We start from the raw sequence: 17,325 nt of genomic DNA, 5'->3' as shown, positions 1-17,325 counted from the left end.
ATTCCCGCAAGTGAACCCGGCTCGAAAATGTGAAAGTTCTTGGAAAAATTATACAATTTTATCCTTTGAGCAGAAAAATACCCCATTTTATCCAGTCTTTTCTGAATAAAAGGTAAAGGGTAAACAGCGTTTAGGGCTACTAAACCGTAGTTTTGCTTACGTCAGCAAATCCTTTATTCGCATATTCGCCCTTAGTAAGTTTCTCTTGAATGATATCAAAAGCATCCAGCGTTTCTTCAACATCTGCCAGCGTATGAACAGCCGTTGGGATAATCCGCAACATAATTACTCCTTTCGGCACAACGGGGTACACCACGATAGAACAGAAAATACCCAGATTTTCGCGTAAGTCAGCTACTAACTGAGTTACCACACTACCATCGTATTGTCCGTGTAAGAACACAGGCGTAACAGGCGACTGCGTCGTACCAATATCAAAACCACGTTCGCGAAGACCATTCTGCACGGCACGAACGATATTCCAGAGATTTTCACGCAATTCAGGCTGCGTACGAACCAGTTCCAGACGCTTCATCGCACCCAATACCAGTGGCATCGGCAGTGACTTGGCGTACGTTTGTGAACGCATGTTGTAACGCAGGTACTGGATGATGGCTTTAGGTCCAGCAATGAAACCACCAATACTAGCCATTGATTTAGCGAACGTTGAGAAATGCAAGTCCACACCCGCCTGCACACCCAGGTGCTCGGCTACGCCTGAACCATTCTTACCCATCGTCCCAAAACCGTGAGCGTCGTCTACTAATAAACGGAAATTGTACTTTTGCTTGAGAGCTACGATTTCATCAAGTTTACCGATGTTACCAGACATTCCAAACACACCTTCCGTAATAACCAGAACGCCACCACCCTGCTCGTCGGCCAGTTTCGTAGCCCGTTGGAGGTTTTTCTCCAAGGACTCCATGTCGTTATGCTTGAAGGTAAAGTACTTACCTAATTTCGCTTTGTGCAGCCGAATACCGTCAATCAGACAGGCGTGACTTTCTGCATCGTAAACGATAATATCTTTATAATCAACAATGGCTTCGATGGTGGACATAACCCCCTGATAACCGAAGTTAAGCAGGAAGGCGTCTTCTTTTTCTACGAAGTCAGCCAGTTGGCGTTCCAGAGCCTCATGATACGGCGTTTGACCCGACATCATCCGGGCTCCCATCGGAGCGGCCATACCCCATTCCGCAGCAGCTTCGGCATCTGCTTTCCGTACTTCCGGGTGATTGGCTAACCCTAAATAGTTATTCAGGCTCCAGTTCAGCATCTGCTTTCCATGGAACTTCATACGAGGGCCAATCTCTCCTTCAAGGTAAGGAAAAGCAAAGTACCCATGGACTTTGTCGGAATACTGTCCGAGAGGCCCCAGGTTAGCCAGACGACGTTCAAAAATATCTGCCACGTTCAATCAGATTTTTATTGTTAACATTGAGCAGTAATCAAAAAATGGTGCTCTTTACTAGTACTTTTCCGAGATTTCATCCCGAAAATTTCATCCGTTTGATTACTGCTTTTTCACGATTTCTACGCCGCTAAAATAGGATTTTTCTACGATAACACCAAGCAATTGTTTTTTGCTTTTTGATTGGGTCTAAGTAGTTTGGCTATTTTGCGACGAATTTAAAAATATTAACGATTTCATACAAAAGTATAAAGCCATAAACCCTAGCATGAATCAATTGTTTTACGAGTAATTGTCCTGTCTCTTCCAAGCATTAATCAAACCCATAGGCCGAAACGGTAATTTACTGACTTGCAATAAATTACAGTCTATATTTTCCAGATCGGTCGTTAATGGTAGTTTGTAATTCCCACTATTGTTTTAGAAAGTTACCCTTGCTGTACAGCCATACTCCTTATGCATTTTCTTCGTAGAATTGATCGGTTTATCTTTTTCATCTTAGTCGTCGGTGTAGGCATTCTAACCTGGAATCTCATTCAAACGTATCCTCAGCGTACTCAAAATCTATTTCACACGGAGCCTTTCGGTGTACGTCTCAACGAACAGAGAAAAGCATTAAAGTTAGAACCCGTCCTGGACAGTGATCAGCCCCAAGTCACGCAGGATACTTCAGGAATGTACCATTTGTACTGGCTTCCCGCACAGATTCCCGCTATTAATCGACCTTATTTCTGGAAGAAAGAGATGGTCATTCGTCAGCAAAAACTCATTCGCGAAACAGATACTTATTATTATCCCCTTCCTAAAGGTCATCATTTGATGCACTTTGATTATTACCCGGACAGCACAGCCAAACGGCAACTCCGAACCCGGCTTGAAGTAGCGGGTCTACCGACCATCAGTTCCTTCGAAATTCCCACTACCCAGACGGCTCAGTTGTTCAGAGATAGTTTATTACAGGAATGGAAGATTAAGCCTCGAAGGGTAGAGGAGTAAGTTCGAATGGTTTTGTGTCAACTTCATAACTCCCGCATCCGTTGACTCTATTATGCTTGATCGTTAGCCAAACGTTAAGCTTCACAGGCATTCTTTTTTTGCGAGTTGAGTGATCACTATTAAATGGAATGCCCCATGTTATTACGTGCCGGAAACCTCACGCTACTTTACCACGAAGGCTCATTACGCTACTTTACCATTAATGATCAGGAAATTCTGAGGAGGATTTACGTGGCCATCCGCGATGAAAATTGGGGCACGGCTGACATTACTATTCAGGACGAACGCATTGAACCATCGGAAGATACTTTTAAGGTATATTATCGCTGGACGACTGACGAACCCAAGATGGCAGGTGAAGTAACCATTACAGGTGAAGCAGACGGCACCGTCACGTTTGACTGGCAGGGTACGGCTCTGGAAGATTTTTCTAAAAATCGACTTGGCCTTTGCATTTTGCATCCCATTGAAGGCTTCAAAAATCAGATTGTCAGGGTTATTCATCCCAACGGAGAAGAAACGCCATCAACCTTCCCGGACTTGATCTTACCGCATCAACCTTTCATGACCGTTGCCGGCCTGGAATGGCACGCCATCAACGGCCTGAAAGCTCAGCTACAGCTTGAAGGCGACATTTTTGAAACGGAAGATCAGCGGAACTACTCGGATACTTCCTATAAAACTTACGCTACACCCCAGAGCTTACCCAAGCCCGTGGCCGTAAGCAAAGGTGAAGTTTTTCAGCAAAAAGCTTTTTTATCTTTTTCGGGAGAATGGCCTTTGTATATCAGTCCCAACCCAAATGTACGGGTGGATTTAGCAGGAGAATCGCAGCCACTGGCTAAGTGGGGTCTATGCTGGCCCAAGGAAAACCGTACCCTTACTGAAAAAGAAATTGAGCTGCTGCGGAAGCTTTCGCCTTCGCATATTCGCCTGGAACTGGATTTAACCGAAAAGCACTGGCAGGAGACATTTTTTGCCGCTTTCAGGGAAATCGAGAAGCTGAATATCCCTATTCTGCTGGCGGTCTTAATTGACTTGAATGCAGTACCCGATCTGAATGTCTTTAAGTCCAAGTCACTCATCAAAGAAGTCGTCCTGCTTAACGAAAACGGTTTGACCACGAATGAGTTATTGGAGCAAGCCTTACCCCTGTTAGAATCTCGCTGGCCTACCTTACGCATGGGTGGAGGAACGACTAACTTCTTCGTAGAATTCAACCGTAATCCTTTTGAATACGCACGGGTTGACTTTGTAAGTTATTCCATCTGTCCACAGGTCCATTGCTTTGATGAAGTTTCTATTGTTGAAAATCTGGCTGGACAAGCCGAAACCGTTCGGTCAGCCATTCAGCTTTCTGAAAAGCCTGTTCAGATTTCGCCCGTACGATTTGCCGATCAAACGGATGAACGGCTTCAGACACCTTTTGCCGCCAGTTGGACCATTGGCAGTTATAAATACCTCGCCGAAGCCGGAGCTGAAGCGATCACCTATTATGACCTTTTCGGTCCCGATGGCATTATCTATGAAGAGAGTCCAACGCCCGTTTACGAGCTTTTTGCTTTTTTAAGTGAGTTTAAGCCCGAGCAGCTTATTCCCAGCCGAACTTCTCAACCTTTGCGTTGCAGCAGTTTAATTCTGGAGAAAGCAAACGGCTGGAAAACGACCTTAATCGCTAATCATACCGACGAAACGTTCGCCGTTCGCTTGCCCGGGGCAGTAGTAATTACGCTAAAGCCTTATGAATGGCGGAGCATTTTCTAAGTAGGATGTTGGCGGCAGAGGATTACCAATCCCTTGCAGATGGATTTCGAATCACAGATCCGAAAGATCGATTAGCTCAGATTATCTATTGTTCCTTCTATCTGTTGCCTTGAATGTTCCTTTCTCTATCATCTATATCGCGTCTGTTCTCCCCGCCATGGCTGGTGTCTCACCAGTCATTTGTACGCAAACCGTGGTTGGTGAGACACCAACCACAGCCTAGGTACCTTTAAAATACTTCCATTTCCCGGCCAGACGCGATGAAGTCGCGTCTCTACGTTTTGTAAGGCCCTAATTACTAGTTACCTGTAAGAAATTAGCTAGGACATAAGGAAGGTCCTTTGCTCTGGATGACAGGGTAGTAAAAAAGTATTCTTTACAACCCTGGGATCTGCAAAATCAGGTTGGGATCGGGGCAGTTATTCAGATACTTTTCACGCTGACTAACGGCACACACGCCCGGATAATCTCCCGACCAGCCTTCCAGATTTTCAATGACCTGAATGTGTAAATGCGGCGGCCAGTCGCCGTTTTCTGGAAAGGGACCTAATTCAGCAAATACCTCTCCCGCCTGAATATGCTGTCCAACTTCTTTCCCCACTAAAGACGTTCGACTCAAATGACCGTATAAGGTATAAAACGGCTGTCCGTCGAGCTCGTGTTCAAGAATAATTGTTGGCCCGTAATCTCCGAAATTAGCATTATCCCGAAAGCTATGAATTCTTCCCTTTAGGGGTGCAGCCACTGGGGTTCCGGCTTTTGCCCAAATATCAATTCCCAAATGAATTTCCCGGGGTTCTTCCGCTTGCTGAAAATGCGGACTTCGGCGGTATAAAACCCGGTGTTCATTATACCCCCCTACCCCATAAACGGCCCCTGCCGCTTCAATTTCCTGGGTTACAAAAGCGGCAAAATCCGCCGTTTGTGTCAGATTTTGCTGTTCCAGTGCCCGATTACCCGCCGTAAAATCCAGAATCTTTACGGGCATTTTTTTCCAGTCAAAAGACATGACCGGAGCAAAGGAAATTTGGTATTTTTGAAGAGTCTCAGTAAGTTTCATAGATGGCCTGTATTTGGCTTACCTCAAACTTCGCTTATATTTGACCATTTTTTATTTCTATCAACAATTAAAAAAATATGTCTGATAAAAAATTTCTAGGACATCCTAGAGGCCTCTTTCTTTTATTTATTGTAGAAATGTGGGAGCGTTTTTCATACTATGGTATGAGGGCCATATTATTACTATTTCTACTTGACAAAACAAAGGGAGGAATGGGATTGAATGAAGGAGAAGGTGGAGCTATTTATGGGCTTTATACCTTCTCCGTTTATTTGTTATCCTTACCTGGGGGTTGGCTAGCTGACAATATCTTTGGTCAACGTAAATCCATCTGGTATGGTGGTCTTGCTATCATGGCGGGCCACGTTGTTCTTGCTTTTCCTGCCAGTCAAACGGTATTTTTTGCGGGGCTGGCTTTAGTTGCCATTGGAACAGGTTTATTAAAACCCAACATCAGCTCAATTGTCAGTGAGCTTTATCCTGAAGGAGGAGCTATTCGAGATGCAGCCTTCTCAATATTTTATATGGGAATCAACATGGGTTCCTTTTTAGGAATCACGATTGTGGGCTATCTCGGACAGAAAATAGGTTGGCATTATGGCTTTGGAGCTGCCGCTATTGCCATGTTACTAGGCCTCGTCGCCTATCGCTTATTTGCCAGTACTTATCTAGGTGAGAAAGGGTTATATCCCAAAGCCAGTATAGATACCGAAGAGAAAACTCCTGTCAAAACGCTTACCTGGATTCTGATCGGCTCATTATTCATCTTCCTGGTTATCATGCAAGTAAGTGGCACATTCAAGTGGGATAGTAAACAGGCAGTGGCAGCATCAATGGGAGTTTTAGCCATTGCTGTGGTTATGACTTACTTTTTGAATATGTTTTTCGCATCTGGTTTTGATAGAGTTGAACAAAAACGATTAGCCATTCTATTTATACTATTTTGGGGTGCCGTACTATTTTGGGCAGGTTTTGAACAGCAAGGCTCCTCTTTGCAGATTTTTGCAGATCGTTACTCTGAACTTCCATTTGGAATGCCCTCTAGCTGGTTTCAAAACTTCAATCCGTTTTACATTCTCGTATTTGCCCCTGTTGTAGGTGGTATCTGGGTCTTTTTAGAAAAACGGGGACTCAACCCTCCTTTACTAATTAAGTTTTCTATTGGACTTTTTCTACTAGCTCTTGGCTATTACATCATGGTGATTGGGGCAAAACCGCACTTTCCGGCGTGAAAGCTTCCGCATGGGTTCTGACCTTTACCTATTTATTCCATACACTCGGAGAACTTTGCCTGAGTCCGGTCGGCCTCAGTGCTTATACAAAGCTTGCCCCTAAAAAATACCTGAGTCAGCTGATGGGTATTTGGTTTGTTGCAGCTGCTTTAGGAAATCTTTTCGCAGGGCTCTTCGCTGGTGGATTTGACGAAGAAAATATTCATCAAATGCCCGAAATGTTTATGAGCATTGTATGGTTCTGCCTTGTGGTTGGAAGTATCATTTTTATATTACAGCGACCCTTGAAAAACTGGACGGGAGGAATTAAATAATAAAAAACGACGCTGAAGGTTTTGGAGTGCCCCCAGAAGTTAGACACTACTTGGGGGCATTTTTTATTTCTTACGGGTATCACTAATCTGGATGATCTTCCAGCCCTGATCGGTTTTGTATAACTGAAAAGCGTCTACGCCCGAGTGACTCAATTTGCCATTAACGTAAAATTCATAAGGGGTCCATGCCGTTGCTAACCGATCATCTACCCTGATTTCATAGTTTTTCAGACGTTCCTCAACTGTAACTGTTGCTGGAATGGAGCCAATGGATTTTACAAAAGCATCGATAGAAGTTAAGGTTAACACGGGTGTACCCTGCTTATCTAATCCCGCTGATTGCAGTCGAGCCGTCGGATGAAAAACACTTCGCACCAGAATTGTATCGTGTTTTGCCATTCCTTCGAATAGTCGGTCAATGACGCTTTTCACTGCTTCTGTATCCTGAGCTTTCAAACTTAAGGTTGTCAGGGCTAAGGCAAGGGTTATCATTATTTTCATAAAAAAATTCGGTTTTATTTCGGTAGAGAGGCGACATTATTGCGTATAGTTAGAAAACGGGAATCAATAACTATTAATAAAACCGCCTCTTACCTAAACGCCATAAATGGACGTCTCTACCGCTTTGAAGTTACTGTTTTGCCATGTAAGACAAATACCCTACGATCTCATCAATTTCCTTTTTCTTCAAACCCAGATTCGGCATTTTTACCTTGTCCCGATAACGCTCAGGGTTAGCAATAAAGGCTTTCAAATCTTCCGTTTTCCAGTATTCCGTTACGCTTTTGGGTCTGTTTAATTCTGGTCCTAACGTTCCACCTACGCCGTTTAGGGCATGGCAAGTCAGGCAATGGGTTTTAAATAATCCGTACCCTTTCACTACCGAATCATCATGCTTCGGAAACAAAGCTGCCGTTTCTTTCGAAGCCGAAGTCAGGCTAATTTTCACCAGATTGTAAGGCCATTTATAGGTTGGATCGTTATCCCTTCCATCCGTATAACAAATGTAAAACGGAGCAATTTTTTTGTTTCCGGGCCTTTCTGCAAAGTTGTCCAGTCTTCGCCTGCCGCAGCGTCTTTATCTCTTATGGCCAGATAAGCCTTACTGCTTATTATTTTGGTTAAAGGCATCGAAGGATTATAGCCATCTTCACACTCAAAAACCACTTGCGTTTCTTCTGGTTTCAGATGGGCGTAAGCTGGAATTTGCTTCAAAACATTCACTAAAGGAATGGCTTCGAAGGTTTTAGTTTTGTGAAAAACGGGGTCATTGGTAATCGTAATGGTTTCCGCTTTGCCGAGGGTTGCTTTTTTTTCCACCAGATCAATAGAGGTGGAATCAAGCTCTGAAACCAGCGTTTGCGTCGAATCGACTGATGGCTTTTCCTGCGTATTTTTAGAGGAAGGCTGACAGGCTAAAAAGGGTATAAATGAAAGCAGAAGTAAGGCTCGTTGCATAGGCACAAATATGGTAAAAGATCAGTGGTAACAGGCAATTTTTATTCGCAATGACTCGCCTGTTTTTTCTTTAAAAAGAGCGGTTCCAAAAATTTATTTAGATTATAATCTATTAACAATCAATACATTACTTATTATCGATGAAATTTTTAAAAAATATGGTCACACAGGCAACCTTTCCGCATTTTCTACCGAGTAAGGGATTGAAACGACCTTAACCGTGACGAAAATCACCGCCGCAGAGCTACTCCCCTTGCTAAAAGGGTGTACCCGGAACGAGCGAAAAAGCCAGGAGACCCTATACCGGCTTTTTTATTCGTTCGCTATGGGTATTGCCCTTCGGTATTGTCCCGATAAGGAAGTGAGTCTGGAGGTAGTGAATGATGGGTTTTTGAAGGTTTTCCAGGGCATGAGTCAGTATCAGATCGAAAAGCACGATCCGGTTCCGTCGTTCATTGGTTACCTCAAACGAATCGTCATTAATACGGCGATTGATCAATATCGAAGTACGCTTAAATATTCCAGTCAGGTTGGACTGGAAGACATTCATGTTCCTGCATCCATCACCGAAAGTCCGCTCGACGGGCTGGCTTATGAAGATTTGATTGGCCTGATTCAGCAGTTGAGTCCGGGTTACCGGGCCGTGTTTAACCTTTACGTTATTGACGGGTATTCGCACGAGGAAGTAGCCCAGCAACTGAACATTAACGTGGGCACGTCTAAATCAAACCTGGCCAAAGCCCGTCAGCATTTGAAGGAACTATTAAAAAAAAGTCATGAAGAACGATCCTCCAAATATGCCTGACGATCAGCTGGACGACCTGTTCCGGAAAGCTGCTTCGGGATTCGAACCGCCGTTCGATCCAGAGGCCTGGAAACGCATGGAGCAAAAGCTCGATGGGGATCAGTATTTTCAAACCAAACTAAAACGTTTTACACTGATTGAAGGAATTGTTATTCTGGTTATGATGGGCCTGTTCTGGTTAACCACTGGCCGGGCTGTTACGCAATTGGATCAACAAACCCTGTTAGAGCATCAAGAGAAGCCGGCCCCACCGACCCACTCTACCCTTCCATCCAGTTCTAGAAATCCCTTACACAAATCGTCAAACGTTATACCAGGTAGCCATGAGCATGCCCAGGAAGCGAACGAGCGGCTTCCTGAACTTAACTCAAACGCTTCCTCTGCCCTTGCTGAACAACCCGCAACGTCGGCTAAAAAGGCAAAGATTTCTCAAAAATCCATTCCTAGAAAACAGGTTTTACATGAACCCTTTTATCCCATTACCGCTCAGAAGAAGTCAGGTCAACAACGCTCCGTTTCTGATACTATCCTATTGAATTCAACCCCAGCAACAATCCACTCCGAGCTCAGTTCGGACTCCCACGTTACATCTATTGATACCTTAGCAACCCTTGCATTATCCCGATTGAAGCCGTCCAAGTGGCAAAAGTTACCCGTGAATTTAAGCTGGCAAACGCCCGACCTGGCATCAGCTCCAGAAATTCCGATTCAACCGTTGGTTAGCCGTTGGGCCTTGCAATTGCTACTTTCTCCTGATTTCACGCAAGTGCCAGGGCGGCAAGCAGCCACAGGTTATAATACCGGCTTGCAGTTGGAATATCGTTTCGCTCCGCGTTGGCGGGCTTCGGCGGGGGTTATTTATTCGCTCAAAAATTACTCCGCCAGCAGTTATGATTACCGACCTTACCAGGGTTACTGGGCCACGTACAAACGCCCGGATGTCATCGATGCCGCCTGTCGGATGCTCGACGTGCCGCTAACTATTACGTATGATGCCTGGAAGTGGAAGCAAAACCAGTTTTTCGTTAGTCTGGGGAGTACGTCTTACCTGATGCTCAAGGAAGATTATTATTACCAATATCCGACGTATACCTACGAACTGGAGAAAAAACGAACGGGAAATCACTGGTTAGCTACCGCCAATATCTCTTTAGGGTTGGAACGACCTATCCTCCCACGCCTACTGGTACGTATAGAACCATTCGTAAAGACACCACTGGGCGGCGTAGGCTTTGGCAAGGTACGGCTCCGCAGTAGCGGTGTATTTTTCTCGTTGCGGTACCAACTTAAAAAGCACTGATTTTCAATAGTTTAATTATAAATTACCTGTAGTAACATACATTTTACAGTTTTTTTGCAACGCCGTGTTTAAACCACTCGTAATGGTTGGTAGCTCTTTCGGGCTATAGCACAACTATTGCCTTACCCAAACGCTTACACTAATTATCAACGACATGAAATCGATGGACCGCAAGCAATTCATGACCCTGGTAGGTACCAGCATCGGGGCTATTGTACTACAACACTGCCTCTCAGGTTGTAAAAATGAAAAGGATGAAGCCGTCAATCCAGGCAGCGGTTCTGGGGGTGGTAGCACGGGTCTATCCCTTGATTTATCGAATACCGCCTATTCCGCTCTAAATGCCAATGGAGGTTACGTATATGTCAGCGGAATTATCGTGGCCCGTACCTCAGCCGGAGCGTACATTGCGGTTTCTCAGGCCTGCACGCATCAGGGCGTATCGGTGCAGTATCGTTCCGCAAACAATGATTTCTATTGCTCGGCTCATGGTTCACGCTTTAGTACCACAGGGACGGTATTGGCTGGCCCCGCTTCTTCAGCCCTAAAACAGTACAAAACGGAGCTGACTGGCACCACTCTGCGAGTATTTGAGTAATCCTTTTTCCACGAGAGCATCAAGCTTCTATGAAACATTCTCTGTTCTTTTTTCTCCTATCCGGGTTGAGTCTGTGCGGGCAAAAATCTTTTGCTCAGGACGATGACTTACTGAAATCACTTGACCAGCCCGCCGTCAAAACCTATACGTCAGCAACCTTCAAGGGAACTCGACTCATGAATGGGCATACCGTTGAAACGGTAAAAAGGAAACACCTGGATTTTCTGATTTCTCACCGTTTTGGCCGTTTAAATTCGGGCATAGATAACTTTTATGGCCTCGACGAAGCTTACATCAGACTCGGACTTGATTACGGAGTTACGGACCGCTTAACCGTAGGCGTTGGTCGTAGCAGTATCCAGAAAACGGTGGATTTATACGCCAAATACCGTCTGCTCCGCCAAAGCACCGGCGAGCATTCATCTCCGGTGAGTATTACCCTTTTTGCTTCGGATGCTATCATTACCGAACCCACGCGGGAGAATGCCACCAGTACGCTGTACTATAACAACGGCGAACGCCAGAACTGGACGTTTCAGGCTCTGATTGCTCGTAAGTTCAATGATAAGTTTTCTTTACAGTTGATGCCCACGTTTGTGACGTTGGGCAAGGCTGACACTGAAACCGAGGCGGTCACAGCCCTGGGCATTGGTGGTCGTTATAAAATCAGTAAACGGGTATCTGTTAACGCTGAATACTATGCACGATTCCTGAGTTCGGATCAGAAGAATATTGCTCCCGGCGGAGCTAATACGTACAATGCTTTTGCCGTAGGTGTGGATATTGAAACGGGTGGTCACGTCTTTCAATTGCATTTCACGAACGCTCAGGGCATGATTGAAAAGCAATTCCTGACGCAAACGACGGGTAACTTCTTCAAAGGCGATATTCATTACGGCTTCAATATTTCCCGCACGTTTAGTTTTGATCGCAAACGTTAACCTTTGATTTTTATGTCCAACTCCATTTTCAGAATACTAACCTTGCTGATTTTGGCAGCAGGATCAGCTCAGGCTCAGCTCTTTATTACTCAGACCGGAGAAACGAGTTTTTTCTCAAAAACGCCGATGGAAAATATATCGGCTGTTAATAAAAAAGTAGGATCGGTGCTGAATACGCAAACGGGAGAGATCGTCGTACGAATGACTATGACGGATTTTAATTTCCCCAATAAATTGATGCAGGAACACTTCAATGAAAACTACGTGGAGTCGGAAAAGTATCCATACGCGATGTTTCGGGGAAAGATTCAACCCATACCTGACCTTAATAAACCGGGAACTTACGACGTGTCGGCGGTAGGGACTTTTGACTTGCACGGCGTAAAAAAAGAGCGAACGTTAAATGGAAAGTTGACCGTTCAGGGCGATAAGATTACCCTTCAATCTGATTTTCAAGTCGCATTAGTTGATCATAAGATCGAAGTTCCCAAGCTGGTCTTTGCAAAGATCGCCGAAGTTATAGACGTGAAAAATCAGTTTACCCTTACGAAGAAGTGAGTATTTCGTTGTTTTGGGTTTTGAGTGAACGTTCATGTTTCACTAGCCGCCTAAGAGACCTTTTTTAGTGTTCTTAGAAGCTCATCTATCTGTTGGTTTGCCCTCACTTTCTTCGACAATATCCTTGAGAATGAAGTTCGCTAGCTTCTGGGCAGGTATTTTCGGCACTCTTTATGATCTTTTATTCCAATATTTAGGTGTCGGATACTTCTGATTACAACCCTAAAGGGCAGGCGATCCTGCAAGTAGAGACGCGACTTCATTGCGTCTGGCCGGGAGATGAAAATAACGGACTAGTGTTAAAACCGCCTCTTACCCAGACGCGATGAAGTCGCGTCTCTACTTATGAAACCCTTGTCTACTATCTGATACTTCCAGACGCTGACGTTCCTATTATTATCCGCTATGGCCGGAGAAAACAACATCCCCAGAGGGGTTTAATATGAATAGCCCCGGGTGACAACCCGGGGGGCGAGTACGTAATTCCAAAACTGCAACATGCCTAGGGAGATACGATTTCCACCATGGTTGGTGTCCTCACCAACCACTAGGCTTCCTATTAATTGCTGGTGAAGACACCAGCCAAAGAAAAAACCCGGATTATCATCCGGGGCTATTGGTGTTGAACCCCGCTGGGGTTATACCTGCCATTTCCAAACGTCTTGCCTACCTTTACGGGTTTCTCTTTCCAACTGAAAACTGAAAACTGAAAACTGAAAACTGAAAACTGAAAACTCAAAACTCAAAACTCAAAACTCAAAACTCAAAACTCAAAACTCAAAACTCAAAACTCAAAACCGCAGCGGCGGCCGCTCAAAACTCTAAAGCTTGTACCAGCTTGGTTTCTCCAGTGGTTTTCTACGTCCGTCGAAGGTTTGTTTCGAGGGTCCGTAATACTTTTCCAAGTAATCCAGTACCGCCACTTCGGATGGGCCTAAGTCCCAGAGTTTGTGGTACTTCTGCATCCATCGAATTTTATCGACCCAACCCGTTCGGGTAAAATGATTTTGCGTAATTAACTTACTGGAATGACAAGCCGTGCAATGAGCCTTGATCAAAGGCAAATTGGTATCTACAGCCAATCCCGTTTCCGGGTCTTTCTTTACAGAATCGGCCCAGGCTTGCCTGGTTATGGTCGTAGGCTTATTACCGGACTGCGAAGTCCAGGCCACACTTCCCAGCAGCAGGAAGGCCGATAACATGAATAGGTATTTCATAAAATAGATTTCTGTCTACCGATCCTCCACCAATCAGTATTAGTACAAAATTGCCTTTTACCCAGACGCGATTCATCACGTCTCTAGCCTCAGACTACCTTTATCGCAATCCGATGGCAGGAGTTATTAATGTATCCTTCAGGATTCCACTGGGGCATTACCATGGGTTGACTTACACCCTTCGAATCCGTGGCTTTAGCCCAAACTTCGTAATAACCTTTTTTCGGAAATTGTACCTCTACCGTCCAGTGTTGCCAGGCCAGCCGATTCTTAGGAGCCTGTAGTTTTGCTTTTTGCCAGGTAGCTCCAAAGTCAATAGAAATTTCCAACTGTTTCACTTCCAGGTCTCCCGCCCAGGCGTGGCCTCGTAAGGCCAGGGTTTTCCCGAAATCCAGCATCGCTCCCGTTTGTGGATAGGTAATGAGTGATTTTACGGGCATGGACTCAATAATCCGAAACTGATCTTCTGGTGGATCAACGCCTGGCTCAACGGGGTTGATAGGCACTTTGTAGCTTTTCCCCGTCATTTTAGGCCCGTCGTGCACTTTATTACGAATCGAAATCGTATGCAACCACTTGCCCGAAACCGAAGCTGGCCAGCCTCCGATAACCAATCGCAGCGGATACCCGTGCACCACCGGAATATCTTTTCCGTTCATCGCCCAGGCAATGAGCGATTCATCTTCAAGAGCTTTTTTAAGGGGTACACCACGCGAGATTACCACCTTGCCCGGTTCGCGACTGGGGTGAATATCTTTTCCGTAATAGCCGATGTACACCGCATCATCCTTGATGCCTGCGTCCTCAAGAATGTCCCGCAGGCGTACACCCGTCCATTCCGCACAACTGATTCCGCCGTTCGTCCATTGATTGCCGGCGGTGCTCGGGAAGTAACCTGCCCGACCATTTCCGCCGCATTCGAGCGTCAGTTGATAAGTATAGTGCTTGAACTTTTTCTTCAGATCCTCCAGCGTATATACCTTTTTATTCTTTGCTGACTCGCCATTGATTGTTAAGGTCCAGCCATTTACGTCAATCGTTTCGGGCACAATGCCGTTGTTACGAATGAACATTTTCTCAGCAGGCGTTACGGCATCGTCCAGTAAATGAGCGGGAGCTTCTACGTTCCAGGGACGGTCGTTCAGCACCACCATTTCTGCACTTTTCCCCTTTAGGGCGTCTCGATCATTGTCAAAAAAAAGCGGCTTGTATCCTTCTGGAATAGCAAAGACTACTTCTGTACTTAAAATGGTCCCCAGAGTTCCTAAAACGGATTGTTTGATAAACCGCCGTCGGTCGTTTTCACGCATTGATTTAGAAGTTTTATAATGACTCACCGATGTAATTTTTGCATTCCCTCTGCTACTCTTTTCATCCGTGATTAACACCTGATTCTTTTCAAGGCCTTTCCTGCCCTAAACCTGCCAATTTTTACCGCACAAGCTCCTATATTTGACTGATGAAGAGCTATCCGGCTGCGACTGATTCTAAGGAAGATAGTAGTTCAAAAAAAATACCTTTTACAGGAAGAAGTGCATTTTCCTCCATAAAATTTAATAGTAACCCTATTTTCTAGCATTTATTCCAAACATATACCTAATAATGAGAGTAGAAGTTGATCGGATCACCTCTTTGTTAACCGCCATCTATGACGGGGAAGCCTGGCATGGCCCCAGCACACAGGAAATTCTGACGGGGATTACGCCTGAAATGGCAGTTTTTCGTCCCTCCCCAACAGTTCATAATATCGCTGAACTTGCCGTTCACTTAACTAACTGGCGAATTTTTGTCCTGGAAAAGCTAACGGATTCCGTGAGCTTCGATATCATCCTGAATTCTGAAGCCGACTGGTCGGTTATTAACGAATTAACGGATGACAAATGGCAGGAAATTTTAGATAATCTTCAGGAAACGCAGGAAGAGTTAGTAGAAACGCTGGGCCGAATTAGCAGCCATAAACTGAACGATCAGGTTCCCGGTCGACGGTATAACTATTATACGCTTTTACACGGTATGCTTCACCACGAAGCCTATCACAGCGGGCAGATGGCTCATTTGAAAAAGATGTTAGTATAAGATGAAAAAGCCTTCTCAGCATAACTTGAGAAGGCTTTTTCATGAATTAACTGGTAATGAGTTTCTTCGACAACGATACCGGTAGCTTAATCATTACGTTAGTCCCCTTTCCTACTTCCGACTGAAAATGGATCGTGCCCCCGTGCAGAGCGATAATTTTCTGAACAACAGCCAGCCCAATGCCAAATCCGTTTATGCTGGAAACTTCATTACTTCGGAAAAATGGCTCCATCAAATGGGGTAAATCGCTGGGATTAATCCCGTTGCCATGATCTTTTATCGAAAGCGAAATCATATCTTCCTGACTTAATACGATTTCTACCGATCCTTCCGAATACTTACAGGCATTATCAAGCACGTTCAGAATACAAGTCGTTAGTAGAGAACCATTCCCTTGGGTTTCGAAAAATGTCCCGGAGTCATCCCCGGGTAATATTCCAAAATCGTAATGAATCTGTCGATCGGGGTATTTATTATGAATGTGTGCAAGAGCATTTGTGACACAATCATCCACCGAAATGGTTTCCAGCCCAACCAGCCCTTCGCCCGTTCGGGCCAGCGAAAGCAGACTGTTCGTTAAGGAAATTAACTGCCGGATTTCCTCCATCGCCGAACGAATCGACGCTTTCAGTTCTTCAGAATCCTGATCGTAATCGTGCGAGATTTGAAGCGTACCGAGCATATTGGTCAGCGGTGTTCGCAACTCATGGGAGGCATGGGACACAAAACTCCTCTGAGCTTCAAAAGACTTTTGAAGACGGTTTAACATCTCGTTAAAAGTCATCGACAATCGGGCTATTTCATCCCGTCGGTTTCCTTCGTCCAGCCGTTTGTCCAAATGCTGGGCCGTGATGGTATCGACCTCATCCATAGCTTTGGATATAGGTTTCAGCATTCTTTTTACGAAAAAGTACCCCACCGCTACCAGCAAAATTATACTTCCCAGATTTCCCCAGATCATTAACTGTTTCAGCATAATGAGCCGGGTGAACCCAACCCGGTCATACCCCATCGCCACGACCCGAAAAGTCTGCGAAGAATCCCGGTGAGCCATGCCCACGGCTTCATTTTCGCCCAGTTGAGCAAAGGTGGGTTGGTTTGTTTTCAGAGTATGAATAAAGTTCATCAAACTCGGCGACGATTCTCCACGACGGTTGGTATACACCAGCGTATCACGATCATCAAAAATCATAATGTGCTCGTCAACAATCGTGAGCATATCACTCTCCATGAGCTGATTGAAAAAGTCATCAAACTGGTGCCGACGATTGATTAACAAGCTCGCTGCTGTCTGGGCCTTTTCAGTTAGCCGCGTCCGGAAAATGACCTGACGGTATAAGGAAAACGTTGAGTAAAGAAAGGTTGAAAACAGAATTAGTACGCCCATCGTCAGGAGCGTAAAAAGCAGGATTAATTTATTACGTATAAGCATCTAGGTACGAGGTTATATTCTGGTTCGCCACAAAGGCCCAAGCCACGCAGTTTAACAAAGGAAATGAAGTAATTCATTCCCTCCAAGGGATAGATTTCGCCTTTTTAATCTATAGCAAAAATGGCTGGCGAAAACACCAGCCATGCTATTATTTTATCGT

Annotated in this window: 18 protein-coding genes; 10 read left to right on the top strand and 8 right to left on the bottom strand. The window is 44.9% G+C overall.

Annotated features, from left to right (window positions below; translation table 11 throughout):
• Positions 1 to 139: 139 nt before the first annotated feature.
• Positions 140 to 1,414, bottom strand: a complete 1,275-nt coding sequence (locus tag BWI96_RS18395) for an aminotransferase class I/II-fold pyridoxal phosphate-dependent enzyme (protein WP_232793802.1) — start codon at positions 1,412 to 1,414, stop codon at positions 140 to 142.
• A 456-nt stretch (positions 1,415 to 1,870) separates the two neighbouring features.
• On the opposite strand from BWI96_RS18395, the gene BWI96_RS18390 reads away from it, so the two are divergent.
• Both BWI96_RS18390 and BWI96_RS18385 read left to right on the top strand, forming a co-directional pair.
• Complete coding sequence (locus tag BWI96_RS18390; protein ID WP_106637986.1) at positions 1,871 to 2,410, top strand: hypothetical protein; 540 nt, start codon at positions 1,871 to 1,873, stop codon at positions 2,408 to 2,410.
• Between the two features lie 135 nt (positions 2,411 to 2,545).
• On the top strand, positions 2,546 to 4,174 hold the full coding sequence (locus BWI96_RS18385) for a hypothetical protein (RefSeq protein WP_106637985.1): 1,629 nt from the start codon (positions 2,546 to 2,548) through the stop codon (positions 4,172 to 4,174).
• A 376-nt stretch (positions 4,175 to 4,550) separates the two neighbouring features.
• On the opposite strand, the gene BWI96_RS18380 is transcribed toward BWI96_RS18385, so the two are convergent.
• The gene (locus tag BWI96_RS18380) at positions 4,551 to 5,234 is read right to left on the bottom strand and encodes a peptidoglycan DD-metalloendopeptidase family protein (protein WP_106637984.1); all 684 of its coding nucleotides are present in this window, start codon (positions 5,232 to 5,234) and stop codon (positions 4,551 to 4,553) included.
• Positions 5,235 to 5,311: 77 nt separating this feature from the next.
• On the opposite strand from BWI96_RS18380, the gene BWI96_RS18375 reads away from it, so the two are divergent.
• Both BWI96_RS18375 and BWI96_RS23460 read left to right on the top strand, forming a co-directional pair.
• Positions 5,312 to 6,466 carry a peptide MFS transporter gene (locus BWI96_RS18375; RefSeq protein WP_369804217.1) on the top strand — a complete coding sequence of 385 codons (1,155 nt, stop codon included), beginning with the start codon at positions 5,312 to 5,314 and terminating at the stop codon, positions 6,464 to 6,466.
• A complete protein-coding gene (locus tag BWI96_RS23460) occupies positions 6,463 to 6,780 on the top strand; it encodes a hypothetical protein (protein ID WP_369804216.1) in 318 nt (105 codons plus the stop codon). Before BWI96_RS18375 ends, BWI96_RS23460 begins: the two co-directional genes overlap by 4 nt.
• 63 nt (positions 6,781 to 6,843) lie before the next feature.
• Here BWI96_RS23460 and BWI96_RS18370 read toward each other — a convergent pair whose 3' ends face one another.
• The 3 genes from BWI96_RS18370 to BWI96_RS18360 form a co-directional block, all read right to left on the bottom strand.
• The gene (locus BWI96_RS18370) at positions 6,844 to 7,281 is read right to left on the bottom strand and encodes a nuclear transport factor 2 family protein (RefSeq protein ID WP_106637983.1); all 438 of its coding nucleotides are present in this window, start codon (positions 7,279 to 7,281) and stop codon (positions 6,844 to 6,846) included.
• A 130-nt stretch (positions 7,282 to 7,411) separates the two neighbouring features.
• Positions 7,412 to 7,729 carry a cytochrome c family protein gene (locus BWI96_RS18365; protein WP_157830432.1) on the bottom strand — a complete coding sequence of 106 codons (318 nt, stop codon included), beginning with the start codon at positions 7,727 to 7,729 and terminating at the stop codon, positions 7,412 to 7,414.
• Positions 7,726 to 8,238, bottom strand: coding sequence for a hypothetical protein (locus tag BWI96_RS18360; RefSeq protein ID WP_157830431.1), 513 nt, complete (start codon positions 8,236 to 8,238; stop codon positions 7,726 to 7,728). Before BWI96_RS18360 ends, BWI96_RS18365 begins: the two co-directional genes overlap by 4 nt.
• A gap of 220 nt (positions 8,239 to 8,458) precedes the next feature.
• On the opposite strand from BWI96_RS18360, the gene BWI96_RS18355 reads away from it, so the two are divergent.
• From BWI96_RS18355 to BWI96_RS18335, 5 genes are all read left to right on the top strand, one after another.
• The gene (locus tag BWI96_RS18355) at positions 8,459 to 9,043 is read left to right on the top strand and encodes an RNA polymerase sigma factor (protein ID WP_232793801.1); all 585 of its coding nucleotides are present in this window, start codon (positions 8,459 to 8,461) and stop codon (positions 9,041 to 9,043) included.
• Positions 9,015 to 10,343, top strand: coding sequence for a hypothetical protein (locus BWI96_RS18350; RefSeq protein ID WP_157830430.1), 1,329 nt, complete (start codon positions 9,015 to 9,017; stop codon positions 10,341 to 10,343). Before BWI96_RS18355 ends, BWI96_RS18350 begins: the two co-directional genes overlap by 29 nt.
• Positions 10,344 to 10,497: 154 nt before the next feature.
• Positions 10,498 to 10,941: a ubiquinol-cytochrome c reductase iron-sulfur subunit gene (locus BWI96_RS18345; protein WP_198555302.1), complete on the top strand. Its 444-nt coding sequence runs from the start codon at positions 10,498 to 10,500 to the stop codon at positions 10,939 to 10,941.
• Between the two features lie 29 nt (positions 10,942 to 10,970).
• Entirely contained in the window at positions 10,971 to 11,882 is a 912-nt protein-coding gene (locus BWI96_RS18340) for a DUF5777 family beta-barrel protein (protein ID WP_106637979.1), read from the top strand.
• 12 nt (positions 11,883 to 11,894) lie between these two features.
• Complete coding sequence (locus BWI96_RS18335) at positions 11,895 to 12,440, top strand: YceI family protein (protein ID WP_106637978.1); 546 nt, start codon at positions 11,895 to 11,897, stop codon at positions 12,438 to 12,440.
• Positions 12,441 to 13,261: 821 nt separating this feature from the next.
• Here BWI96_RS18335 and BWI96_RS18330 read toward each other — a convergent pair.
• Both BWI96_RS18330 and BWI96_RS18325 read right to left on the bottom strand, forming a co-directional pair.
• Positions 13,262 to 13,657 carry a hypothetical protein gene (locus BWI96_RS18330; RefSeq protein WP_106637977.1) on the bottom strand — a complete coding sequence of 132 codons (396 nt, stop codon included), beginning with the start codon at positions 13,655 to 13,657 and terminating at the stop codon, positions 13,262 to 13,264.
• A gap of 89 nt (positions 13,658 to 13,746) precedes the next feature.
• Positions 13,747 to 14,967, bottom strand: coding sequence for a sulfite oxidase (locus BWI96_RS18325; protein ID WP_106637976.1), 1,221 nt, complete (start codon positions 14,965 to 14,967; stop codon positions 13,747 to 13,749).
• Between the two features lie 292 nt (positions 14,968 to 15,259).
• On the opposite strand from BWI96_RS18325, the gene BWI96_RS18320 reads away from it, so the two are divergent.
• Entirely contained in the window at positions 15,260 to 15,733 is a 474-nt protein-coding gene (locus tag BWI96_RS18320) for a DinB family protein (RefSeq protein ID WP_106637975.1), read from the top strand.
• 46 nt (positions 15,734 to 15,779) lie between these two features.
• Here BWI96_RS18320 and BWI96_RS18315 read toward each other — a convergent pair whose 3' ends face one another.
• Positions 15,780 to 17,165: a HAMP domain-containing sensor histidine kinase gene (locus tag BWI96_RS18315; RefSeq protein WP_106637974.1), complete on the bottom strand. Its 1,386-nt coding sequence runs from the start codon at positions 17,163 to 17,165 to the stop codon at positions 15,780 to 15,782.
• Positions 17,166 to 17,325 lie beyond the last annotated feature (160 nt).

The sequence above is a fragment of the Siphonobacter sp. SORGH_AS_0500 genome (assembly GCF_002838835.1).
In the GTDB taxonomy this organism is placed as follows: domain Bacteria; phylum Bacteroidota; class Bacteroidia; order Cytophagales; family Spirosomataceae; genus Siphonobacter.
The sequence above is the reverse complement of the archived record's forward strand: the minus strand, read 5'-3'. Positions and strand labels throughout refer to the sequence as shown.

Excerpts from the sequence above, each read along its gene's own strand:
- BWI96_RS18390 (WP_106637986.1), top strand. The coding sequence starts at position 1,871 with ATGCATTTTCTTCGTAGAATTGATCGGTTTATCTTTTTCATCTTAGTC.
- BWI96_RS18385 (WP_106637985.1), top strand. The coding sequence starts at position 2,546 with ATGTTATTACGTGCCGGAAACCTCACGCTACTTTACCACGAAGGCTCA.
- BWI96_RS18380 (WP_106637984.1), bottom strand. The coding sequence starts at position 5,234 with ATGAAACTTACTGAGACTCTTCAAAAATACCAAATTTCCTTTGCTCCG.
- BWI96_RS18375 (WP_369804217.1), top strand. The coding sequence starts at position 5,312 with ATGTCTGATAAAAAATTTCTAGGACATCCTAGAGGCCTCTTTCTTTTA.
- BWI96_RS18370 (WP_106637983.1), bottom strand. The coding sequence starts at position 7,281 with ATGAAAATAATGATAACCCTTGCCTTAGCCCTGACAACCTTAAGTTTG.
- BWI96_RS18360 (WP_157830431.1), bottom strand. The coding sequence starts at position 8,238 with ATGCAACGAGCCTTACTTCTGCTTTCATTTATACCCTTTTTAGCCTGT.
- BWI96_RS18350 (WP_157830430.1), top strand. The coding sequence starts at position 9,015 with ATGAAGAACGATCCTCCAAATATGCCTGACGATCAGCTGGACGACCTG.
- BWI96_RS18345 (WP_198555302.1), top strand. The coding sequence starts at position 10,498 with ATGAAATCGATGGACCGCAAGCAATTCATGACCCTGGTAGGTACCAGC.
- BWI96_RS18340 (WP_106637979.1), top strand. The coding sequence starts at position 10,971 with ATGAAACATTCTCTGTTCTTTTTTCTCCTATCCGGGTTGAGTCTGTGC.
- BWI96_RS18335 (WP_106637978.1), top strand. The coding sequence starts at position 11,895 with ATGTCCAACTCCATTTTCAGAATACTAACCTTGCTGATTTTGGCAGCA.
- BWI96_RS18330 (WP_106637977.1), bottom strand. The coding sequence starts at position 13,657 with ATGAAATACCTATTCATGTTATCGGCCTTCCTGCTGCTGGGAAGTGTG.
- BWI96_RS18325 (WP_106637976.1), bottom strand. The coding sequence starts at position 14,967 with ATGCGTGAAAACGACCGACGGCGGTTTATCAAACAATCCGTTTTAGGA.
- BWI96_RS18320 (WP_106637975.1), top strand. The coding sequence starts at position 15,260 with ATGAGAGTAGAAGTTGATCGGATCACCTCTTTGTTAACCGCCATCTAT.
- BWI96_RS18315 (WP_106637974.1), bottom strand. The coding sequence starts at position 17,165 with ATGCTTATACGTAATAAATTAATCCTGCTTTTTACGCTCCTGACGATG.